This is a genomic window from Virgibacillus halodenitrificans, from assembly GCF_001878675.1.
Lineage (GTDB): Bacteria > Bacillota > Bacilli > Bacillales > Amphibacillaceae > Virgibacillus_Q > Virgibacillus_Q halodenitrificans.
The window spans coordinates 3101983-3122677 of the sequence record NZ_CP017962.1 but is presented as its reverse complement, the minus strand read 5'-3'; the positions used below and the strand labels follow the sequence as shown (position 1 = coordinate 3122677).

11 protein-coding genes are annotated in these 20695 nt (G+C 40.1%); 9 read left to right on the top strand and 2 right to left on the bottom strand.

Features of this window, described 5'->3' with window-relative positions; genetic code table 11:
• Nucleotides 1-23 precede the first annotated feature (23 nt).
• The 9 genes from BME96_RS15760 (at nt 24) to sipW (ending at nt 18582) form a co-directional block, all read left to right on the top strand.
• Nucleotides 24-4823: an endo-alpha-N-acetylgalactosaminidase family protein gene (locus tag BME96_RS15760; protein ID WP_071649551.1), complete on the top strand. Its 4800-nt coding sequence runs from the start codon at nt 24-26 to the stop codon at nt 4821-4823.
• Between the two features lie 83 nt (nt 4824-4906).
• The gene (locus BME96_RS15755) at nt 4907-5494 is read left to right on the top strand and encodes a CalY family protein (protein ID WP_071649550.1); all 588 of its coding nucleotides are present in this window, start codon (nt 4907-4909) and stop codon (nt 5492-5494) included.
• A 126-nt stretch (nt 5495-5620) separates the two neighbouring features.
• Nucleotides 5621-9355: a glycoside hydrolase family 84 protein gene (locus BME96_RS15750; RefSeq protein ID WP_071649549.1), complete on the top strand. Its 3735-nt coding sequence runs from the start codon at nt 5621-5623 to the stop codon at nt 9353-9355.
• A 355-nt stretch (nt 9356-9710) separates the two neighbouring features.
• Nucleotides 9711-9836 (top strand): hypothetical protein, encoded by a 126-nt coding sequence (locus BME96_RS20080; protein ID WP_269321172.1) that lies wholly within the window; start codon nt 9711-9713, stop codon nt 9834-9836.
• A 35-nt stretch (nt 9837-9871) separates the two neighbouring features.
• A complete protein-coding gene (locus tag BME96_RS15745) occupies nt 9872-13435 on the top strand; it encodes a glycoside hydrolase family 84 protein (RefSeq protein ID WP_231478635.1) in 3564 nt (1187 codons plus the stop codon).
• Nucleotides 13436-13482: 47 nt separating this feature from the next.
• Nucleotides 13483-16230: a family 20 glycosylhydrolase gene (locus tag BME96_RS15740; protein ID WP_071649547.1), complete on the top strand. Its 2748-nt coding sequence runs from the start codon at nt 13483-13485 to the stop codon at nt 16228-16230.
• 206 nt (nt 16231-16436) lie between these two features.
• The gene (locus BME96_RS15735) at nt 16437-17033 is read left to right on the top strand and encodes a TasA family protein (protein WP_071649546.1); all 597 of its coding nucleotides are present in this window, start codon (nt 16437-16439) and stop codon (nt 17031-17033) included.
• A 132-nt stretch (nt 17034-17165) separates the two neighbouring features.
• On the top strand, nt 17166-18026 hold the full coding sequence (gene tapA, locus BME96_RS15730) for an amyloid fiber anchoring/assembly protein TapA (protein ID WP_071649545.1): 861 nt from the start codon (nt 17166-17168) through the stop codon (nt 18024-18026).
• Nucleotides 18010-18582 carry a signal peptidase I SipW gene (gene sipW, locus BME96_RS15725; protein WP_060679331.1) on the top strand — a complete coding sequence of 191 codons (573 nt, stop codon included), beginning with the start codon at nt 18010-18012 and terminating at the stop codon, nt 18580-18582. Before tapA ends, sipW begins: the two co-directional genes overlap by 17 nt.
• Before the next feature lie 437 nt (nt 18583-19019).
• On the opposite strand, the gene BME96_RS15720 is transcribed toward sipW, so the two are convergent.
• Together BME96_RS15720 and BME96_RS15715 are read right to left on the bottom strand one after the other, a co-directional pair.
• Nucleotides 19020-19367: a SpoIIAA family protein gene (locus BME96_RS15720; protein ID WP_071649544.1), complete on the bottom strand. Its 348-nt coding sequence runs from the start codon at nt 19365-19367 to the stop codon at nt 19020-19022.
• Between the two features lie 294 nt (nt 19368-19661).
• The gene (locus tag BME96_RS15715) at nt 19662-20645 is read right to left on the bottom strand and encodes an ABC transporter substrate-binding protein (protein WP_408068414.1); all 984 of its coding nucleotides are present in this window, start codon (nt 20643-20645) and stop codon (nt 19662-19664) included.
• Nucleotides 20646-20695: the final 50 nt, after the last annotated feature.

The following is a 20695-nucleotide window of genomic DNA, read 5'->3' as shown; positions in this document are numbered from 1 at the left end:
TCATTCTGCAAGGAGGTTTCAGTGTGGACAATTATTACAGAAAAAGAATATTTCCTATTTTCTGCGGCGTCTTGCTAGTTCTACCATTATTTTTGTTAAACATGGTAGCACCATTAAAAGCAGATGCAGCAGCTTCCAACCCATGGGAAACGATTTCCACTGGTGGGAATGAAGTGAACAAGGTTGTCGAACAAAACGGGGATTCCTATGTACGACTTGGTACTGGCGAGGGGAACAATAATGGGGATAACCCGGCAATTTTCCGTCATCAAGATGCCACGGGACAGGAGAAAGGTGTCATGGAGTATACCTTTATTCCAGAGACAGAGGGGAAGACGACCCGTTTTGGCTATTTTACTCATTATGAAGATCCGAATAACTTTGTTTTTGTTGGCTATGATGCACTTGGCTGGTTTTACCAATATAAATACCAGGGTGAAGGAGATTATCTTCGCGAAAGACCAGAGGTAGCTTTGCCGCAGCCTGGTAAAGAATATACGTTAAAGGTCGATTATGATGGAACAGCGTTGAACGCTTCATTAAATGGAAAGGATCTTTTTGGCAATGTACAACTAAATGAAGCTGTTGCTAATTTGACCACTCAACCGGAAGCGTTACGTCTTGGTAAATATGGTGACCAGGATACAAAAGTCCTCATTAAAACAGACATAGGTATTGTGGATGACAAGCTGGAAGTAGGGGACTTAAATATTATCCAAGGAGACGGCACACTTACTTACAACGAGGATGGTTCTGCAACTTTTGGTGTCACCTCTACTGCAAAAAATAAAGTAGTTTACGATAACATGGAACCAATTAAGAATGGTGTTTTTGAAGCAGATATTCAAGCAGATAAGGATTTAAATCGTTTTGGTGTCATTTATAGAGTTCAGGACTCTTCCACGTATACATACGTCGGAACTGGTGATGCAAATGATCAGTACTTTAGCGAAATTTTCTTACCGGAAAACAGCTGGACTGCGATGACAAAAGGTATTCCGCTACAAGCTGATCAGTCTTACCATTTACGCGTTAAATTCATCAATGATACTGCAACACTTTACGTGGATGGAGAGAAAATAGATTCCTGGTCGCAGCCTGATGGTGTAGACGAGGCTGGCTTGCTTGGTTTTGAGAAGAGCCGTGGCGCAGCAAATGTTACTATTTCGAATGTGAAAATTACAGAAAGCTCTGCACCGGAAGCTCCGGATACCGAACCAATTGAGAATACTCTTTCATCAGACGAGATGGAGGTAACGATTGATGAAGTATTTCCGCGAGTTATTAATTATAACGTTGATGGAAAAGTGATGCATGGACAAGAATCTCCTGTGTATGGGTTGAACATCAATGGCATGCTTTATTATCCGGAGGTAGCTTTTGAAAAAGTCAGCGACAATGAAGCAGTTTATACCATGTCTGTTACGGATTTGGATGAAAAGCTTGATGCTGAATTCAAACTATCCTTGAAGGTGGAGGATAATAAAGTTGTTTACAGCTTTGATGAAATCACCAATAAAGCAGATGCACCAATTGAAACGATCGATTTTGCTGATATGAACTTTATTTCCGTAAATGCGGAGGATGGAGATGCAAAAGCAAAATTGACTAATCTAAGTAGTGATGTTACCAAGCCGGGTGATACGTCGGTAACAGTGGATGCAGAAATGCAGGATGTTGGGACATCGAAAAGCTATTACACTGCATTTTTATCAACAGATGAATTGAGTGCTGGTGTATGGTCAAGCTCGGAAGTGAATGGATATAAAAACCTGATTGCCAACCGCTTTGAAAATGAAGCTGGTGTAAAAGCAATGGGGATTGGCTCAAGTACACTTTATTATCATCGTGAATTTATGCCGGAACCATCTTCCAATAAGCCGACAATCAAAATTGTAATTACCGAGGATACGAATGGTGATGAGGAGATTGATTGGCAGGATGCGGCTATTGAATATCGTGATTTAATGAAGGATATAAAAGGCGCAGACAATGTAAATAATACAGTCGGCACAAGAATTGCAATGAACTTCGGTTCTCAAGCACAGCAGCCATTCTTAAAAACATTGGATAATGTGAAGAAAGTGGCGCTTGCAACAGATGGAATGGGACAAGCTGTTTTATTGAAAGGATATGGAAATGAAGGGCATGACAGTGCACATCCAGATTATGGTGATGTCGGAGAGCGTATGGGCGGAGCAGCTGACTTACAAACGCTTATCGAGGAAGGACATCAATATAACACGGAGTTTGGTGTGCATATTAACGCACAGGAATCCTATCCGGAAGCAGATGCGTTTAGTGAAGAACTAATTAACAGTCCGGGTTCCAAGGGCTGGGGCTGGCTCGATCAGTCGTATACAATTAATAAATTACGCGATTTATACTCAGGTGCTCGTGCTGAACGAATGGATGCGTTAGCTGAAGCTGCACCAGGTCTTGACTTTATCTATTTAGATGTTTGGTATCAGGACCAGTGGGAATCCAACCGTGTTGCTGAGCAAATTATGGACAGAGGCTGGAGAATGACAACAGAGTTTGGTACAGCTGTTGCCAATTACTCTACTTGGCAGCATTGGGCTACAGATAAGAACTATGGTGGTCCCGAAAATAAAGGAATTAACTCGGATGTACTTCGCTTTATCGGCAACCACCAGAAGGATTCATGGGTGTTAAACTGGCCGGAAGCAGGTGGTACAGCTGATCATCCATTACTCGGCGGATTTGAGTTGGCTGGTTTTGAAGGCTGGCAATCAGATAAGAACTTTGATCATTTTATCCGCAAAACTTTTGATACAAACGTACCTACAAAGTTTTTACAAAAGTATTATGTAACAGATTGGGAGAAGACAGAAGGAGACCCAACGGAGACGAATTTGGAAAAAGAAATCACTCTTAAAGACCCAAGCAATGACGATACGGTTATTGTTAAGAGGAAGGATGACTCCAGAGAACGTGTTATTAACCTAAATGGCAATGTTGTTCTTGATGGTGATACGTATTTGATTCCATGGGTAGAGCAGGATTTCGAAACACCTACACCTGATTCCGAGAAGTTGTATCACTGGAATAAAGAAGGTGGCGAAACTACATGGACATTGCCTGATGAGCACAATGAAGTTTCTACAGTGGATGTCTATAAACTGACAGATCAAGGTAGAACTGAAAAGCAAACCATTGATGTAACCGATCATCAAATTACGTTACAAGCGGAAGCTGCAACACCATACATTGTCGTTGCAGGAGAAGATGAAGGCGTGGCGATTGATCAATGGGGTACGGAAAATCTTTATGATGGTGGCTTTAACACAGCGACGATTGATGATGAGCATACGACTGTAGAAGGCGACGCGGATGCAGTTAGTGTCATTCGTACAGATCAAAAAGATGATGCACGCAACCTAAGTAGCGGTGACTACTATCTGAATTTTGATAGTCCGACAAAGGATACCGCAGTTACCCGGACATTGAAAAATCTTGAGCCAGGGAAAGAATATGTTGCTGAAGTGTATGTCGAAAATGCCAGCGATGTGAAAGCATCAATCAAGGTAAATGGCGCTAAAAAAGATGTAAGCAATTACACATTAAGAAGCTTACAAAAGAATTATGTAAAAGCAGATTCACATGCAACGAATGATGGCTACAACAGTAAGATGCAACGTATGCAAGTAAGCTTTACAGCGGAGAGCGAAACGGCAGAATTGGTTCTTCATCGTAAAGCTGGAGAAGGTATGACAAAGTTTGATGAAGTACGTGTTGTTCAAAAAGCTTTAGACAACTATAAAGCGGACAATGTTTTTGAACAGGATTTTGAAAATGTATTGCAAGGGATTTACCCATTCGTTATTGGAAATACAGAAGGTGTGAATGACAACCGTATTCACTTGGCTGAGCTGCATGCACCTTATACGCAAAAAGGCTGGGCAGACAAGAAGGTTGTCGATGATGTGCTTGATGGCAACTGGTCAGTGAAAGTAAATACAGGCAACAGTGGTTTAGTGTATCGCACCATTCCACAGCATTTCCATTTTGAAGCGGATACAACGTATAAAGTGAGCTTTGATTATCAGACAACTGCTGACTCTTATCGTTTCATTGCAGGTGATCAGGCAATTGACGTACGTAGCATTGACCAAGCAAAAGGCTTGCAATCAAATGATAAACTAGCAGCAGCAACAGAAACGAAGACAGCGGAATTCACAATCAAGGGATCTGAAAACGGACAAACATATATCGGTATCTTTAATGATGGCACAAGCTTGAATATGGATACAGGTGCAGGAACATTTATGCTGGATAATCTGCGTATTGAGCAGGTATCCCCAGTACTTGAGGTTTCCGACAAAACGATCACAGCAGGTGATGAGCTTGATTTGTCCTCACTTATTGAGGTCGCCCGGGATGTGGAAGGAAATGACCGTTCAGCAGATGTAGTAATTGACGAAGGCGATTTTGATGCATCAACGCCAGGCACGTATGAAATCACGTACACGTTACATGTCGACGGCTATGATGAGGTTGTGGCAACCGCAACAGTGACAGTAGAAGCACCACCAATCTCCAGTGCAACAGATTTAAAAGAACAGTTGGACCAATTGGAGGCAGATGGCGAATTTGCCAACAAAGGAGCAGCACGCTCATTACATGTTCATCTTTCTACTGTTGAGCGTTTTGAGAAGAAAGATCAAGCAGAGAAAGTGGTTAAGCACTTAAAAGGATTTGAAAAATTACTAGATAATCATATTGAGAAAGAGTTACTATCTGAAAAAGCATATACGACATTAAAAATAGGCACCGAGACATTACTTGATAAGTGGAAGTAATCTCATAAACACAAGCTTCTCTGTGACACATATAGGGTCATAGGGAAGCTTGTAATCTATTAAAAAACAGGGAGGAAATTATTTTGGGTATTAAAAAACAATTGGGAATGGGAATTATGTCTGCAGCACTTGGAATCTCGTTAATCGGTGGAGGAACGTATGCCTACTTTAGTGATAGTGAGCAAACGAGCAATACGTTTGCTGCAGGTACATTGGACTTATCTGTCAATCCGACTACGATCGTGGATGTTGATGATCTGCAGCCTGGTTCATCGATTACACGTAATTTTGAATTACAGAATAATGGGTCATTGGATATCCGCAAAGTGTATTTGGAGTCAGCTTATACAGTAAATGATGCACATAACAACAATACAGAGGATTTCGGGGAGCATATTCAGGTGCAGTTTTTATACAATGCCGATAAGTTTGATGAGGTAATATTTGAAACAACTTTGGCAGAATTAAAAGATATGAGTCCGGAAGCAGTGAACGAAAGTATTTTCTATCCGGAATTTGGAGAGCAGGGTCTGGAGGCTGGTTCTGTTGATGATTTAACGGTTAAATTTAATTTCCTTGATAATGACGGAGATCAAAACCAATTCCAGGGTGATTCTCTGCAGCTTAATTGGACATTTAATGCGGAGCAAGGAGAAAGTGAAGAGAAATAAGTTAATAGTAGCGGAGGGAGACAGTAATGCTCTCTTCGCTAATTTTGCTCATTTCAGACATCGCATTTGCCATCTTTCATTCCAATCAATTGGTATTAGTTTTAAGTTAAAGGGAGGTTTTATTGTTTGAAAAAATGGCATGTTATTTTACTGACGTCTTTTCTATTGGTCACCCCATTTTCGGCTATCACCGTGAAGGCAGAGGAGGGGTCTGGTAAATCACCCTACGAAATTTATCCACTTCCTCAGAATGAAACGGATTTAGGAACAGCGTTTACACTTACCGATGAAGTAAATGTGGTGGTGGAAGAGAGTATTGACGAACCGACGAGGAAGTTTTTAAAAGAAATTCTAACTTCTGCATCCATTGGTTTTACAATTTCTGAGGAGACTGTTTCTGATCGCACCAATATTTTAATCGGAATAAAAGGCTCCAATGGGTATGTAGATACTTATTTTAATGACCATATCCAATATGATTCTACTATTTTTAAAGAAATAGACCCATATGTGTTAACAATAGACAAACAATTAGAGGAAATGGGATCGATTGCGATTCTTGGAGAAGATACGGATGCAGCCTATTACGGGCTGGAAAGTTTAAAAATGATTATGGATCAGCTTGCAGATAAAAAAGTCCATTCCATGAGATATGAGGATTATGCCGATACGAAATGGCGCGGATTTATTGAAGGCTTTTACGGCTTTCCATGGTCCCATGAAGCACGAAAAAGCTTAATGGAATATGGTGGAAGCATAAAAATGAATGCATATATTTATGGTCCAAAAGATGAGAAATACCACAATAGTGAGTGGCGAAAACTTTACCCGGAAGAAGAATTGGCGAAAATTGAAGATCTGGCTCAAACCGGATATGAAACGAAAACAGAATTTATTTGGGCCATTCATCCTGGATTCAATATGATTGATTGGAACAATTATGATCAGGAGATGGAAAAGCTTTTTGCGAAATTTGAACAAATGTATGGTGCAGGTGTGCGCCAGTTTGGTTTATTCATGGACGACATTAGTACAGCACAGGCATTAAAAGATAAGGATAAGCATGTGAAATTAATTACTGATATTGCAAACTGGGTGGAAGCAAAAGGGGATGTTAAACCATTAGTTTATACACCGCCATTTTACAACCAGTCATGGACAGGATCTTATGGTAAGCCGTATTTAGAGGCATTGCGAGATGTACCTGAAAACGTAGAAATTATGTGGACGGGAAGTGGTGTTGCTGGAACGGTAAATGAACAGGATATGCAGTGGGTCAAAGACATTATTGGACGCGATCCGTTTGTATGGCTGAATTGGCCTGTAAATGATTACGTAAATTCTCGTTTAATGCTTGGCAAAGGGGAGGTACTGGAGCCTGGTACCCATAACATTTCCGGCGTCGTTTCCAATCCGATGCGTTGGGCGGAGCTCTCGAAAATAGCGTTATTTGCAGTTGCAGATTTCACATGGAATGTCGATGCATTTGATGCTGAACAGAGCTGGCTTGACTCATTTGACTATATTGCGCCAAATGTTGCATCTGAGTTGAATACGATTGCCTATCATTTAAGTGATCCATCACCAAGCACCCATGGGCTCGTTGTTGGCGAATCAGAAAACATAAAGGAAGAATTAAATACATTTCGAGATAAATTTGCCAACGGTGAATCTGTTGAGGCAGTTGGTCAGCAGTTAATGGATGAATTTGACAAGATTCTCGAGGCAATTAACGGTTTCCGCGAAAAAAGTACGAATGAGCAAATGGTGAAAGAAATAAAACCATGGCTTCATAGTTTGGAAAACGTGGTGAAGGCTGATAAACATGCAGTCCAGTCTGTTCTGGCATTGCAAAATGAGGATATGAATACAGCGTGGGAGGCACTGGGGGAGGCTTCTGCGGCATTAACTGCGTCTAAAACATTTACAATTGAAAAACTCAATTCCCCTGACGTGACAGTAGAAGCTGGTGCCAAGCGATTGGTCCCATTTGCGAAAGAGTTAATTAACAAGCTGGATGCTAAAATCTATCAAACTATCAATCCGGGAGCAACGGTAAGAGTTCCAATAACCTCCTATAATCATTCTGATTTAGGTGCAATGGTAGATGGTGATCCGGAGAGCCTGACATATATTAAAACATTGCAGGAAAACGGCGATTGGTATGGCGTGGATCTTGGAAAGAAGGTTCCGGTAACAGATATCCATATTTTACAAGGCAGAAATAATGACGACCATGATATTTTCCATAAGGGAATACTTGAATATTCAACGGATGGTGAGAGTTGGACAGCAATTGGTGAGGAGCGTTCCGGCTATAAGGTAGAGGCAGATCATCTTGAATTAGAAGCACGGTATATTCGTTATCGACTGACACATGCGGGCGTACCAGGTGGAAAGCCAGACTTGTGGACAGCTATCCGGGAATTTACAGTGAATAAAAATAGCGAGGAGGCACGTTTTTACTCCAATATCGATGGGCTTCAAGCGGAAGTGGAGAGTACAACCACGGAAGCAAGCTTAAAAAATCTGTCAGAGATAATGTTGAGGCCATCCGAATATGTGGGAATTGCGTTGCCGGGATTGGAGAAAATTAAATCCATTGAGCTGGACCGTTCCACAACAGATGCTACCCTTCAAGTATCGGAAAACGGTGTGGAGTGGGAAGAAATCAGCAAGGAAGGACCTTACCCAAATGCTGCTTATGTACGTCTGATAAATAACACCGAAGAAGAAATTACTTTTGATCTGCCAAAGCTGCAGATCGCCTTCAATAAATTTGTCGAGCCTACGGTGTCTCATAATTATGAAAGTATATACCAAGGCAAACAAGAGAATTTGTATGATGGTGATTTGACAACGAAAACTTGGTTCGGCGGGATGCAGGACAAGGGCAAATATGTCCAAGTAGATATGGGTGGTCTGGTTGACGTCAATGATATAGCTTTGGTGATTAACGACGGAGAAGGGGATTACTTTCGAAAAGGTGATCTGCAAATTTCTGAAGATGGGGAAACATGGGAAACCATTCACTCCTTTGAAAATCCAGGTGATCGCAGTTTGAATTTCCCTGATCATGAAGTCCCTTATCGTTATAAACGTGTAGAGGTGGGTGGCCAACAAGCACGCTATATCCGGTTGATTTCAACGGAAAGCCATCAAATGTGGTTAGGATTAAATGAAATCATTGTCAATGAAGGGATGGAAAAGCCTGGTCCAGAAAACCTCGCAGTGCAAGCAGAACCAAAAGGGACTGCTGGAAATGAAGAAGCTCATGTGATCGATGGCAAGCTAGCTACGTTCTATACACCGAAAGGCGATGCACAGGCTGGGCAGTTGATTTACAAACTTACACAGGAAACGAAGGTTGGAGAACTTTTGATTCTGCAAAATCCGCAAGCAATTTCAAATGCAGAGGTTTCCATAAGAGATTTGGATGGTTGGCATAAGGTTGGTAGCCTGTCTCAATCACTAACAGAGCTGGATACCTCTCGTTACGAGCATGTACTGGAAGTGAGGGTGGAATGGGCTGGAGATGTGAAGCCCCAGATCCACGAAATTATCCCAGTCAGTGAAAAGGTGGAGGAGCCAGTTGTAGCGAGCGTTGCTGATGTGAAAGCATTAGTGAAGCAATTTGCAGAAGCTGGAGAGCTCACCGATGAGGAAGCTGTTCGGAGGCTGGACATGCATTTGACAACAGTAGAGCGCTTTGAAAAGGATGAGAATGTAGGGAAACTAGTAAAACATTTACAAGGCTTTAAACAGATGATTGCTTATTATTATCAGCAAGGGCAAATTAGTGATCTGGCAAATGCTGAATTGGATAGAGCAGCAGATGTGCTGATTGGGAAGTATGAGTAAGGTGCTGGGAAGGGTTTGGAGGCTTGGCTGGGTGTGGAGCAGTCGCGGTAGCGAGAGGGTGAGTCTCGGTTGGTGCGGTTGCAGTCGCGGTAGGAAGAGCAAGTGTCTCGATTGAAGCAGTAGCTGTCTCGGTACGGAGTGAGTGAGTCGCGGCTAGAGCGGCTACTGTCAATAGAGGTATACCAGTCTCGGCTGCCTATACAGCAACGCCATGAATGCTCAGCACATTACTTCTTAAACAGTTGATTAATTTCCTGCAGTATTAACTCAAAAAGGCTAGAGCGAAAGGAAAGAACAAACAAGGGAAGTGCAGATATTTCTCTGCATTTCCCATCCAAAAGGAGGATGTGTTCTTTTGAAAAAGCGGTATTTTTATTTGTTGATGCTTCTATTACTTTTGTTACCACTTTCCACTGCAGCTGCAAGTCAGGCAGAAGAAAAATATGAAATTTACCCTATACCTCAAAATGAAAAGATTTAGGAACAGATTTTACACTTACAAATGAAGTGAACCTTGTGGCAGAGGATGGGATTGATACACCGACAAAGGAGTTTTTAGAGGAGATTCTTTCCTCTAAATCGATTGAGGTAAATACTTCAAACCAAATTGTCCCAGGTCAAACGAATATTTTACTTGGTACAAAGGGGTCCAATGGATATGTAGACAATTATTTTAATGAAAACATAGCCTATGATTCTACTATTTTTGAAAAAATCGATCCGTACGTGTTAGCAATGGATACAGATTTAGAAGAGAATGGTACGATTGCCATTCTTGGAAAAGATACAGAATCCGCTTTTTACGGCTTGGAAACATTGAAAATGATCACGGATCAAATTTCTGGAAAGAAGATTCATGCAATGCAGTACGAGGATTATGCTGATAGCAAGTGGCGTGGATTTATCGAAGGATTTTACGGTTTTCCTTGGTCACATGAATCACGGATCAGTTTAATGGAGTTTGGCGGCAAGATTAAAATGAATGCCTACATCTACGGTCCGAAAGATGAAAAATATCATAACAGCCAATGGAGGAAGCCGTATCCGGAAGAGGAGCTTGCAAAGATTCAGGAGCTTGCCGAAGTTGGACATAAGACGAAGACACAATTTATATGGGCGATTCACCCTGGTTTTAGCATGATTGACTGGGACAATTATGATCAGGAATTAGAAACATTATTGGCAAAGCTGGACCAGGTATATGGTGCAGGTGTACGGCAATTCGGTTTGTTTATGGATGATATCAGTACTGCTCAATCATTAAAGGATACAGAAAAACATATGAAGCTCGTTAAAGATATCGCTGATTGGGTGGAGGCTAAAGGTGATGTAAAACCACTTATTTACACACCGCCATTTTACAATAAAGCATGGACGGGTGAGGCAGGAAAGCCTTATTTGGAAGCAATGAGCACACTGCCAAAAGATGTAGAAATTATGTGGACAGGCGACGATGTCATTGGCACTGTAAATCAGCCTGATATGCAATGGGTGAAGGATTTTATTGGTCGGGACCCGTTTGTATGGTTGAACTGGCCAGTTAATGGGTATGCAGGATCAAGGTTATTGCTTGGAGAAGGAGAGCATTTTCTTGAAAAAGGTACACATAATATTTCAGGAGTTGTTTCCAATCCACTTGAACAAGCTGAGTTATCTAAGGTAGCTATTTTTGCTGTAGGTGACTTTGCATGGAATGTCGATGATTACAATAGTAAGCAAAGCTGGGAGGATTCTTTTAATTATATTGCACCGAATGCTGCGTCAGAATTAAGAACAATTGCACACCATGCAAGTGATCCATCACCAAATCGACGAGGCGTTGTATTGGAGGAATCCGAAAATATAAAGGTTGAGCTTGATGAATTTATGAGTAAATTTCAACAAGAGGAACCCGTTGAGGTAATTGGAGAGCAGTTAATTGATGAATTTAATCAAATTTTGGATGCCATTACTGGCTTTAGAGAAAAAAGCACGAATGAGCAAATGCGAAAGGAAATAGAACCATGGCTGAACAGCTTGGAAGAAGTCGTTCAAGCAGATAAATATGCAGTTCAATCGGCAATCACTTTTCAAGGAGATGATTTAAACACCGCCTGGGAAGAATTGGGGAAAGCAGCCAATGCCATGGATAGGTCGACTACATTTCCTATAGAGAAATATAACGGCAAGGATGTCCCAACTGAAATTGGAGCGAAACGTCTTGTTCCATTTGCTAATAAACTGATAAAGCAATTAGATGCTGACATCCATCTCGAGATAGATCCGGAAGCTATGGCCAATATTCCCACCTCCTCTTATGAAGGTCAAAATCTGGATAATATGGTAGATGACGATCCAGAGACGTATGCATATGTAAAGGTTCTTCAGAAAAATGGGGACTGGTATGGGCTGGATCTTGGAAAAAAGGTGGCAGTCAAAGATATTCAGATCCTTCAAGGAAGAAACAATGATGATCATGACATTTTTCATCGAGGAATCCTTGAGTATTCTACAGATGGTGAAAGCTGGCAGGCGATTGGTGAGGAACAATCTGGCTATAACGTAGAGGTGAATAATGTAGAAATTGAAGCACGCTATGTCCGTTATCGATTAACACATGCAGGCGTCCCTGGTGGCAAAGATGATTTATGGACAGCAGTTAGAGATTTTCGTGTTAATGGAAAACAGGCGACAAGTCAGATATATACAAATGTTGCCGCATTACAGGAGATAGAAGTGAAAACAGAGGAAAACCTCACAAAAATACAGGATGTTCCAGCAATTACGTTGAAACCGTCAGACTATATTGGTGTCTCCCTACAAGCTATTGAGCAGATTAAGGAAATTTATTTTCAAGGAACAACAGATAAGTTAACACTTGAGGTCTCTGAAAATGGCGTCGAATGGCAGGAGATAGCTGAAGAAAATTACCCAAATGCTGCGTATGTTCGGTTGGTTAATAAAACAGATAAAGCAATTACCTTCGATTTAGAGCAATTCACGATCCAAACGGAAACATTTACAGAACCTGTTGTATCCCATAACTACCCAGGCACGTATGCAGGGAAGGCACCAGATCTGTACGATGGTGATTGGGATAGTAAAGTTTGGTTTAACGGCAGTCAGGATGCAGGAAGGTATGTACAAGTCGACATGGGTGGGCTCATTCATGTGAAAGATATTGCAGTCGTGATTGATGACGGTGAAGGTGATTATTTCCGGCAGGGAGACCTGCAGATTTCCAAGGATGGGGAAACATGGCAAACCATTCATACGTTTGAAAATCCAGGGGACAGAAGTTTAAACTTCCCGGATCATGAAGCACCATACCGACTCAAGCGAGTACAAGTGGACAACGAAGAGACAAGATTTGTCCGACTTGTATCGACAGAGAAGAATAGTAAATGGCTGGCGCTGAACGAAATTATCGTCAATGAAGGCATGGAAAAACCGGGAACAAAAAATCTTACTGTACAAGCAGAGCCAAAAGGTGCACCCGGAAATGAAGCAGCCCAAGTAATCGATGGCAAGTTAGCTACATTTTATACACCAGAAGGAGACGCTCAGGCTGGCCAGTTGAATTACAAGCTTTCTGAGAACACGAAGGTTGGTGAGCTCCTGATTCTGCAAAGTCCACAGGCGATTTCGGATGCGGAAGTTTTTATTAGAGACTTGGATGGTTGGCATAATGTCGGCAGCCTGTCTCAATCACTAACAGAGCTGGACACTTCTGGTTACGAGCATGTACTGGAAATAAAGATAGAATGGTCTGGCGCTGTGAAGCCACAGATCCATGAAATTATCCCTGTAAGGAAAAAAGCTGAGGAGCCAGCTGTAGAAAGTGTTGCTGATTTAAAAGCACTAGTAAAGCAATTTGGAGAAGCTGGAGAGATCACCGATGAGGAAGCTGTTCGGAGGCTGGACATGCATTTGACAACAGTAGAGCGCTTTGAAAAGGATGAGAATGTAGGGAAACTAGTAAAACATTTACAAGGCTTTAAACAGATGATTGCTTATTATTATCAGCAAGGGCAAATTAGTGATCTGGCATATGAAGAGCTGAATAAGGCTACAGAAGCATTGATTGTGAAGTATGAATAAATGGCTCAATCCAGTTTAATCGCATTCTTATAGAGAGGTGAATAACATTGAAAAAATGGATTGTACTTCTTTTTTGCATCTTGTTAATTGTTTTTCTTCGTCCATCACAGGAAGTCAAAGCCAAAGAACCAAATGCAAAACCTAAGGTAATTCCGAGTTTACAAGAGTGGACTGGTTCGAATGGATTTTTCACTTTAAATGAAGATTCACGTATTATCGTTGATCTGGATGGTAAAGAAAAATTAATGAATACGGCTAATGTCTTTCAAAAGGATTTAAAGGAAATGACTGGTAGTAATCTTCCAATTGAAACAGCAAATACACCTGCTGAAGGAGATTTCTTTCTCACCCTAACAGAGGAGAAAGATCAAACAATTGGAGATGAGGGTTATCATTTTGATGTGGAGAATGCAGTGACGATAAGAGCTAACACAAATACGGGAGTGTTCTACGGGACAAGGACAGCACTACAAATTCTCGTTCAGGACCCGACAAAAAAGAAACTTCCTAATGGTACTGCCAAAGATTATCCGAAATATGGCGAAAGGGGATTTATGCTTGATGTTGGTCGAAAGTATTTCCCGATGAAGTTCTTAAAAGATTATGCAAAAGTGATGGCATGGTATAAGATGAATGATTTCCAACTTCATTTAAATGATAACGCAATTTTTAAAGATAACGACCGTAGCCACTGGGATAAATATTCCGCATTTCGAATGGAAAGTGACACCTATCCGGAACTGACTGCAGAGGATGGTCATTATAGTAAGGCGGAATTCAGGGAACTACAGGATTTAGCTGAAGTGAATGGTTTAACGATCACACCAGAATTTGATACTCCGAGTCACTCACTGGCATTAACGAAACTGCGACCAGATCTGGTACATCCGGATCTACCGGTAGATCATTTAGATATTACGCGCCAGGAGACCGTGGATTTTATTAAGTCTGTGTGGGATGAATATTATGATTTGTTCAGCACAGAAACGGTTCATATCGGTGCAGACGAATTTTACCGAAATGACAAAGAAATGAGCAATGTCTATCGTAATTTCATTAATACACTAAATGATCAGGCTAAAAGTAATAATAAGAAAGTTCGTGCGTGGGGTGGTTTATCATACTATAAAGGGGATGTGGTTGTTGATAAAGATGTGACCTTTAATATTTGGAATGTTGGTTGGTACAATCCAAACGAAGCCGTAAACAGTGGATATAATATTATTAATTCTGATGATGGCTTGCTCTATATTGTGCCGAAAGCAGGGTACTATCATGATTATCTTGACACAAAGTGGCTTTATAACAATTGGGAGCCTACCATTTTTAGTGGTGGAATTGCATTAGAAGAGAATAATGAACAGGTACTTGGTGGTATGTTCGCACTATGGAATGACATGCTTGGTAAAAAAGTAAGTATCTCTGATGCACACGATCGGATTAGCAAAGCTATGCCAACATTAGCTGAAAAAATGTGGCGTGGTCATTCAGATGAAACAACCTTTTCTCAATTTCAAGAGCTAACGAGTGAAATTGGGGTGGCACCAGGAACAAATCTTGATTATAACGTGAAAAGTAAGACAGATAAATTGATTGACTATCCATTTGATGAGGAGAAGGTTATTGACCATTCAGGAAATAATTATGATGGAGAGATACAAGGTGCGAAACTCATCAAAGAAGGAAAGCAAGGTAACGCATTATTATTTTCAGAGAAAACGGATCATGTAACAACAGAAGTAGACACAAAAGGTTTTCCATGGACTGTTTCGGCTTGGGTGAAGTTAGAGGATACAAAAGAACCAGAAGCAGTTTTAATGGAATCCAGTTATAGTAGTTTAAAACTTAAACAGAAAGAAACTGGTAATGCTGGATTTACAAGGGAAGGATTCGATTTCAGTTTTAATACAGCAGTTCCAACTGGAAGATGGGTACATGTTGCGTTTCGAGGGGATTTAAAAGGAACTTCTTTATTCATCGATGGGGAGTTGAAGGATACGCTAGCTGATAACACATTACTGCCAGTACAAACAATTGGAAGTAAAACAAATTCCTTTACTGGTGTGTTAGATGAACTGCAAATCTATAATCGTTACCTTTCTACAAGTGAAATAGCAGAGGTATCAAATGCACCAGCATGGACAATTAATATTGCCGCTGGCAAAAAGGCTACAGCTTCTTCAAATGAGACAGAAGCGTTTACACCCAATCTTGCAGTAGACGAGAATGATACAACACGCTGGGCATCCGGTTATACGGACGAAGAATGGATATATGTGGATCTATTAGACAAACAACCTATCAATAAAGTTGTGTTGAATTGGGAGAATGCATATGGCAAAGGGTATAAAATTCAAGTTTCTAATGATGCCGAATCCTGGAAAGATGTCTACAGCACTGAAAACGGTGACGGTGGGAAAGATATTATACACTTTCCAGAAGAAAATGCACGATATGTGCGTATGAAAGGCACAGAACGAGCAATTGATTGGGGATTTTCTTTGTATGAATTCGAGGTATACCAGCCTGTTACTGCTTCGGGAATGATTAAGTGGATTGAACAGCTGCAGGATAGAAGTGAAATAACGAATCAGACAGCTAGAAAATTAACTATGCACATGACAACAGTTAGCCGTTATGCCGATCAACAACGTACTGATAAGGTATTAAAGCACGTAGAAGGTTTTCTGAAATTGAATAAGAAACTGCTTGAAGAAGGCGATCTTACCGATGAGGTTTATGAGAAACTAAAAGCTGCTGCAATTGAACTTCAAATTAAGTGGCAGATGAATTAATGTGAGCAGGGGCATGGCGAGCTCGGTTTAATGTTTATAATTATGCTTCTCATTTAGATTAAATAATCCGAGCTTGCTTCACAGCCTTACATATCCATAGTTATATAGAAGAATATACCTATCAGTTGATGGTAGTTATACGTTACTAGTACGTGTAACTCTTTTGACAGACTTATCAAGACTTATTGACAGGGAGGGGGGATAAAATGAGTATAAAAAGTAAATTAATCTTTGGAACCGCAACAGCTATTTTAGGTTTATCCCTGGTAGGAGCACCAACTTACGCTTATTTCTTTCATTCTGAAAATCCTGACAAAATTTCGGAGGAGAATAAGATAGATTTGAATACGAGCACAAATACGATCATCCAGGTGGATCAGTTGAAGCCGGGAGATAAGATGACGCGTTCCTTTAAACTAAGTAATGATGGAAACACGAATATAAAAAATGTGTTATTAGATACAACTTATACAATTGAAGATGCAAATCATAATAATATAGAAGATTTTGGGAAACACATCCGGGTGAACTTCATGTGGAATGAGGATAAGGCGCTTAGTAGGAAGTGGTCCCCGTATAATATCATCTATAAAACAACACTTTATGATTTACAAAAAATGACACCAGATGCGGTCAACAACAAGCTTTTTATTCCGTATTTTGAAGAACGTGGTGGGATAGAAGCGGGTGATACAGATAAGCTATTCGTTCAATTTGAGTTTGTCGACAACAATCAAAAACAGAATGGATTTCAAGGAGATAAGCTGGAGCTGACATGGACGTTTGAAGGGATTGCTGAGTAACAATAGAAAATAATTAGATGAACAACAATTATGGTGAGCGATAAGCCAATCTAAATGTTTTATAGAAAATGAGCATTTTGAGTTTGTTTCGCAAGCTTCCGAAAGTAATCACCTAAGCTAGGAGGTAGAGAAATGTTTAACGAGCGAGGGAAGAAAGCGGGTAGAAAAAAGTTAGTAATAGCATCAAAACTAGTAGTAAGCATGTATGTGCTTTTATTTACCATCGGTTATTTAACTTCCAATACTGGAGCCTATTTCAATGACAAGGAAAAAGAGGAGCAAGTGATCCAAGCTGGAACGTGGTGGGACGGTAGTAAGCTTGCTTTTACTGGTGAGCAAGACCAATCAGGGACATGTCCAGGTAAAACAATTTCTGTGACATTGCAAAACGTAGGTGCCAAGATGCTTGGAAGTACAACATATAAAATTTATTTTGCAGAAACTGGCGATCCCAAAACAGGTGAGATAATAAAAAGCGGAACAATTGCGGAGTTAGAAGAAACTGGAAATAAAGTGTTGGACTATGAAAATGTGAAAGAAGGAACCTACCAATTTTCTGTTCTGCAACGAGAAGGATTTCCAGATGAAAAACACCAGGAAATCTGGAGTGAAGAGATTGTTGTAACTTGTGAAGAGCCCGAGGCACAGCCAACAGAGGACGATGTTAAAGCTTCAGAGGAAACCTCCTCTAACCAAGTAAAGGAAGACGAACCGAAGCAAGCAGACGAGTCAGAGAGTAATCAAAATCAAGCCTCCTATGAGCAAGAAGAGTTAAAGGATAAGAAAGCAGAGACTGAGGCGAAAGAAACAACAAAGAGTAAGCAAACAACAGATGCTCAAGCAAAACTGCAGGAGAAAAAAGCAACTGATGGTGCACAGCAAGAAAGCGAATCGAAGGAGCAAGATCAAGCTGCGTCTTTAGCGGATGAAGAGACAAAAAAAGGAGCAAATGAAGATAAAGGAAAGGAGCAAAAAAATGAGCCGGCAAACTAAAAAGAAGATAGGCAGATGGTTAAATAGCCTCTCCACAGGAATTTTATTTGCTGTACTAATTGCTTTCATGCTTGTAGTCATTTCTGCCAAGGCATCTGGTGGAGAGCCTCAAGTGTTTGGCTATCAATTCAAAACTGTTCTTTCCGGATCAATGGAACCCGACATTAAAACAGGTTCACTTATTGCAGTTGAATCGATCAAGGATGCGAACGGGTTAACCAAAGGCGATGTCATCACATTTAAAAAAGATGAAAACATGCTCGTTACACACCGTATTATTGAAGTTGTGAAAAATGAAAGTGGAGTGAGTTACCGAACAAAGGGCGATAACAATGATGGCCCTGATTTAAAGCCAGTCCCTTCGGAAAATGTTGTTGCAACATATACTGGCTTTACTATTCCATATGTAGGTTATTTTATTAATTTTGCCCAATCAAAAAATGGAGCATTGTTGCTCCTTATCCCTGGGTTTTTACTACTTTGTTATTCAGGTATAACAATCTGGAGAGCATTAAAAGAAATAGACTCGAAATCATCAAATAAAATGGAAGCATAGAAAATACTGTAAAGGAATAATTTGCAACTGAAAAGAAGACTTTCTACCCGCTCCTGTGAAATTTTTCAGGAGCTTTTTTATATAAATTAACTTCGTGAATGAATTTTATCAATTGCATTAAAAGACTTATTACGTGATACCCTATTACTAAACCACTACGTAGGAGTCGGGAAACGACAAATACTGCCTAAATATTTCCTGGGAAATAAATTAGGAAATAGTGTCGAAGGTTGAGGGATGTGTCGACGTTTGATATGGAAGCTCGTAATGCTACGATAGTGGACTGCTGAAGAAGCCTTCATAATTTACAATTCATGTATATTATTGGGCTTAACCTGATTTGAATATCTTTTGTTTCCACCTTTTGAAAATAAAAAATGAAAAAAGAATCGGTTTGCTTCGACCGATTCTTTTTTACTGTAAATTCAAGTAGTCGCTTATTTTCGAAGCCATTCTCTTGCTTCATCAACCTCTTCCAATGAAAAGCGTTCGATTTCTACACCAGGAATGACTTTATTTTGATCTAAGCTCATAAATGTATCATCTGCAACAATTGCACTCTTCTTGATGCTCTTTAAGTGAACAACAACCTTAAATGCTTCCCATAATGCTTTTGGTGTATTACCCTCAATGTTTTTAAAAATAAATAAAATGTTGAGTGGTTCCTCCTGCAGCTTTTTCGCCTTTAATGCTTCTTTAAATAAATGCAAATCATCCTCTGTTGCTGTTCCCTCTGTCGTTACTTCCAACAATTCACCTTGTTTTTCTCCATCAAGTTTTAGCATGTTATTCATCCTTTCGAGTAGCTTTATATATTATTTTCCTTTCCAAGGAGGGAATGAAACGTAATTTGACAATTGTATCTTAGATGTGTGTAATTCATCTAATAATAGGATAGCTTTTTCAAGCTTCTTTCATACAAATTGGATAGGTGAATGTTATTAGAAGGATGACTTTGTCTTTAGCCTCATAATTAAGCGAAAAACTATTGAGAACCATCTGAAAGAAAAAAGAATAAGCTCGAACGGACAATTAAAAAGGCTGACAAAAATTTCACTTTTTGTCAGCCTGTCTTTCACTTATTTGTCTACTAGTTTCTCTTCTACATCATCTAACATGAGATTAGCTGCGATAACTCCACCAGCAGTGTTCCATATTGTATCACTCACTTCATATGCTTTACCTGCTTTTACAGCACTTAGGTTTTTCCATAATGGATCATTTACCCATTCATCTTCTACTTGCTGTCCTTCTCCTTCTTCCGGTTCATATGTGAAGTAGAAAATAACGTCTCCGTCCATTTCATCAATTCTTTCTTTCGTTACTCCTTTTGCAGCGAAATCATCTACATCCTGTGCTTCAGGGCGATCCAAACCGATTTCCTCGAGAATTACTCCTGAGAAAGAATCTTTATGGTAGATACGGACATCACTTGGCATGAAACGAACCATAGATACTTTGGTATTAATTTTGTCGCCTAAATCCTCTTGGAGGGTTTTAATACGGTTATTGTAATCATCCAATACTTCTTGTCCTTTTTCTTCTTTACCAACAGCCTCCGCTATTAGTTCGAAGTTTACTTTCCAGTCTCCACGAAGTGTTTCTTCGAATACGGTTGGGGCAATATCTGATAATGCTTGGTACTGTTCTTCCTGTCTCATTTTATTACCAATAATCAAATCAGGCTCTAGTGCTGCAATTGCTTCCAGATTAATATCACTTTCTGTTCCAACAACTTCTACACCTTCCATTTGATCAGCGATATGTTTATACCACGGATCCCCTGTCCACGATTGAACTGCTCCAACTGGCTTTATTCCTAAAGATAATAACGCCTCTGTACCGTGATTAGTAAGCATTACAATTCGCTCCGGCTTTCCTTCAATAGTTGCTGTTCCCATGGCATGTTCAATTTTATAGCTATCTCCAGCTGCCTCTTCCGTCTTTTTATCTCCAGATTTATCTGTGTTTCCTTCTTTTTTGTCAGATTCACCCGCGCCACATGCTGCTAGAAGAAAGATAAGTGAGAGTGCAATATAAAATAATGATTTTTTTAACAAAATGGATTCCTCCTATGTAAATTGAATTGAGAATGATTTTCATTTGCTGTAGT

Excerpts from the sequence above, each read along its gene's own strand:
- tapA (WP_071649545.1), top strand. The coding sequence starts at position 17,166 with ATGTTTAACGAGCGAGGGAAGAAAGCGGGTAGAAAAAAGTTAGTAATA.
- BME96_RS15720 (WP_071649544.1), bottom strand. The coding sequence starts at position 19,367 with ATGCTAAAACTTGATGGAGAAAAACAAGGTGAATTGTTGGAAGTAACG.
- BME96_RS15735 (WP_071649546.1), top strand. The coding sequence starts at position 16,437 with ATGAGTATAAAAAGTAAATTAATCTTTGGAACCGCAACAGCTATTTTA.
- sipW (WP_060679331.1), top strand. The coding sequence starts at position 18,010 with ATGAGCCGGCAAACTAAAAAGAAGATAGGCAGATGGTTAAATAGCCTC.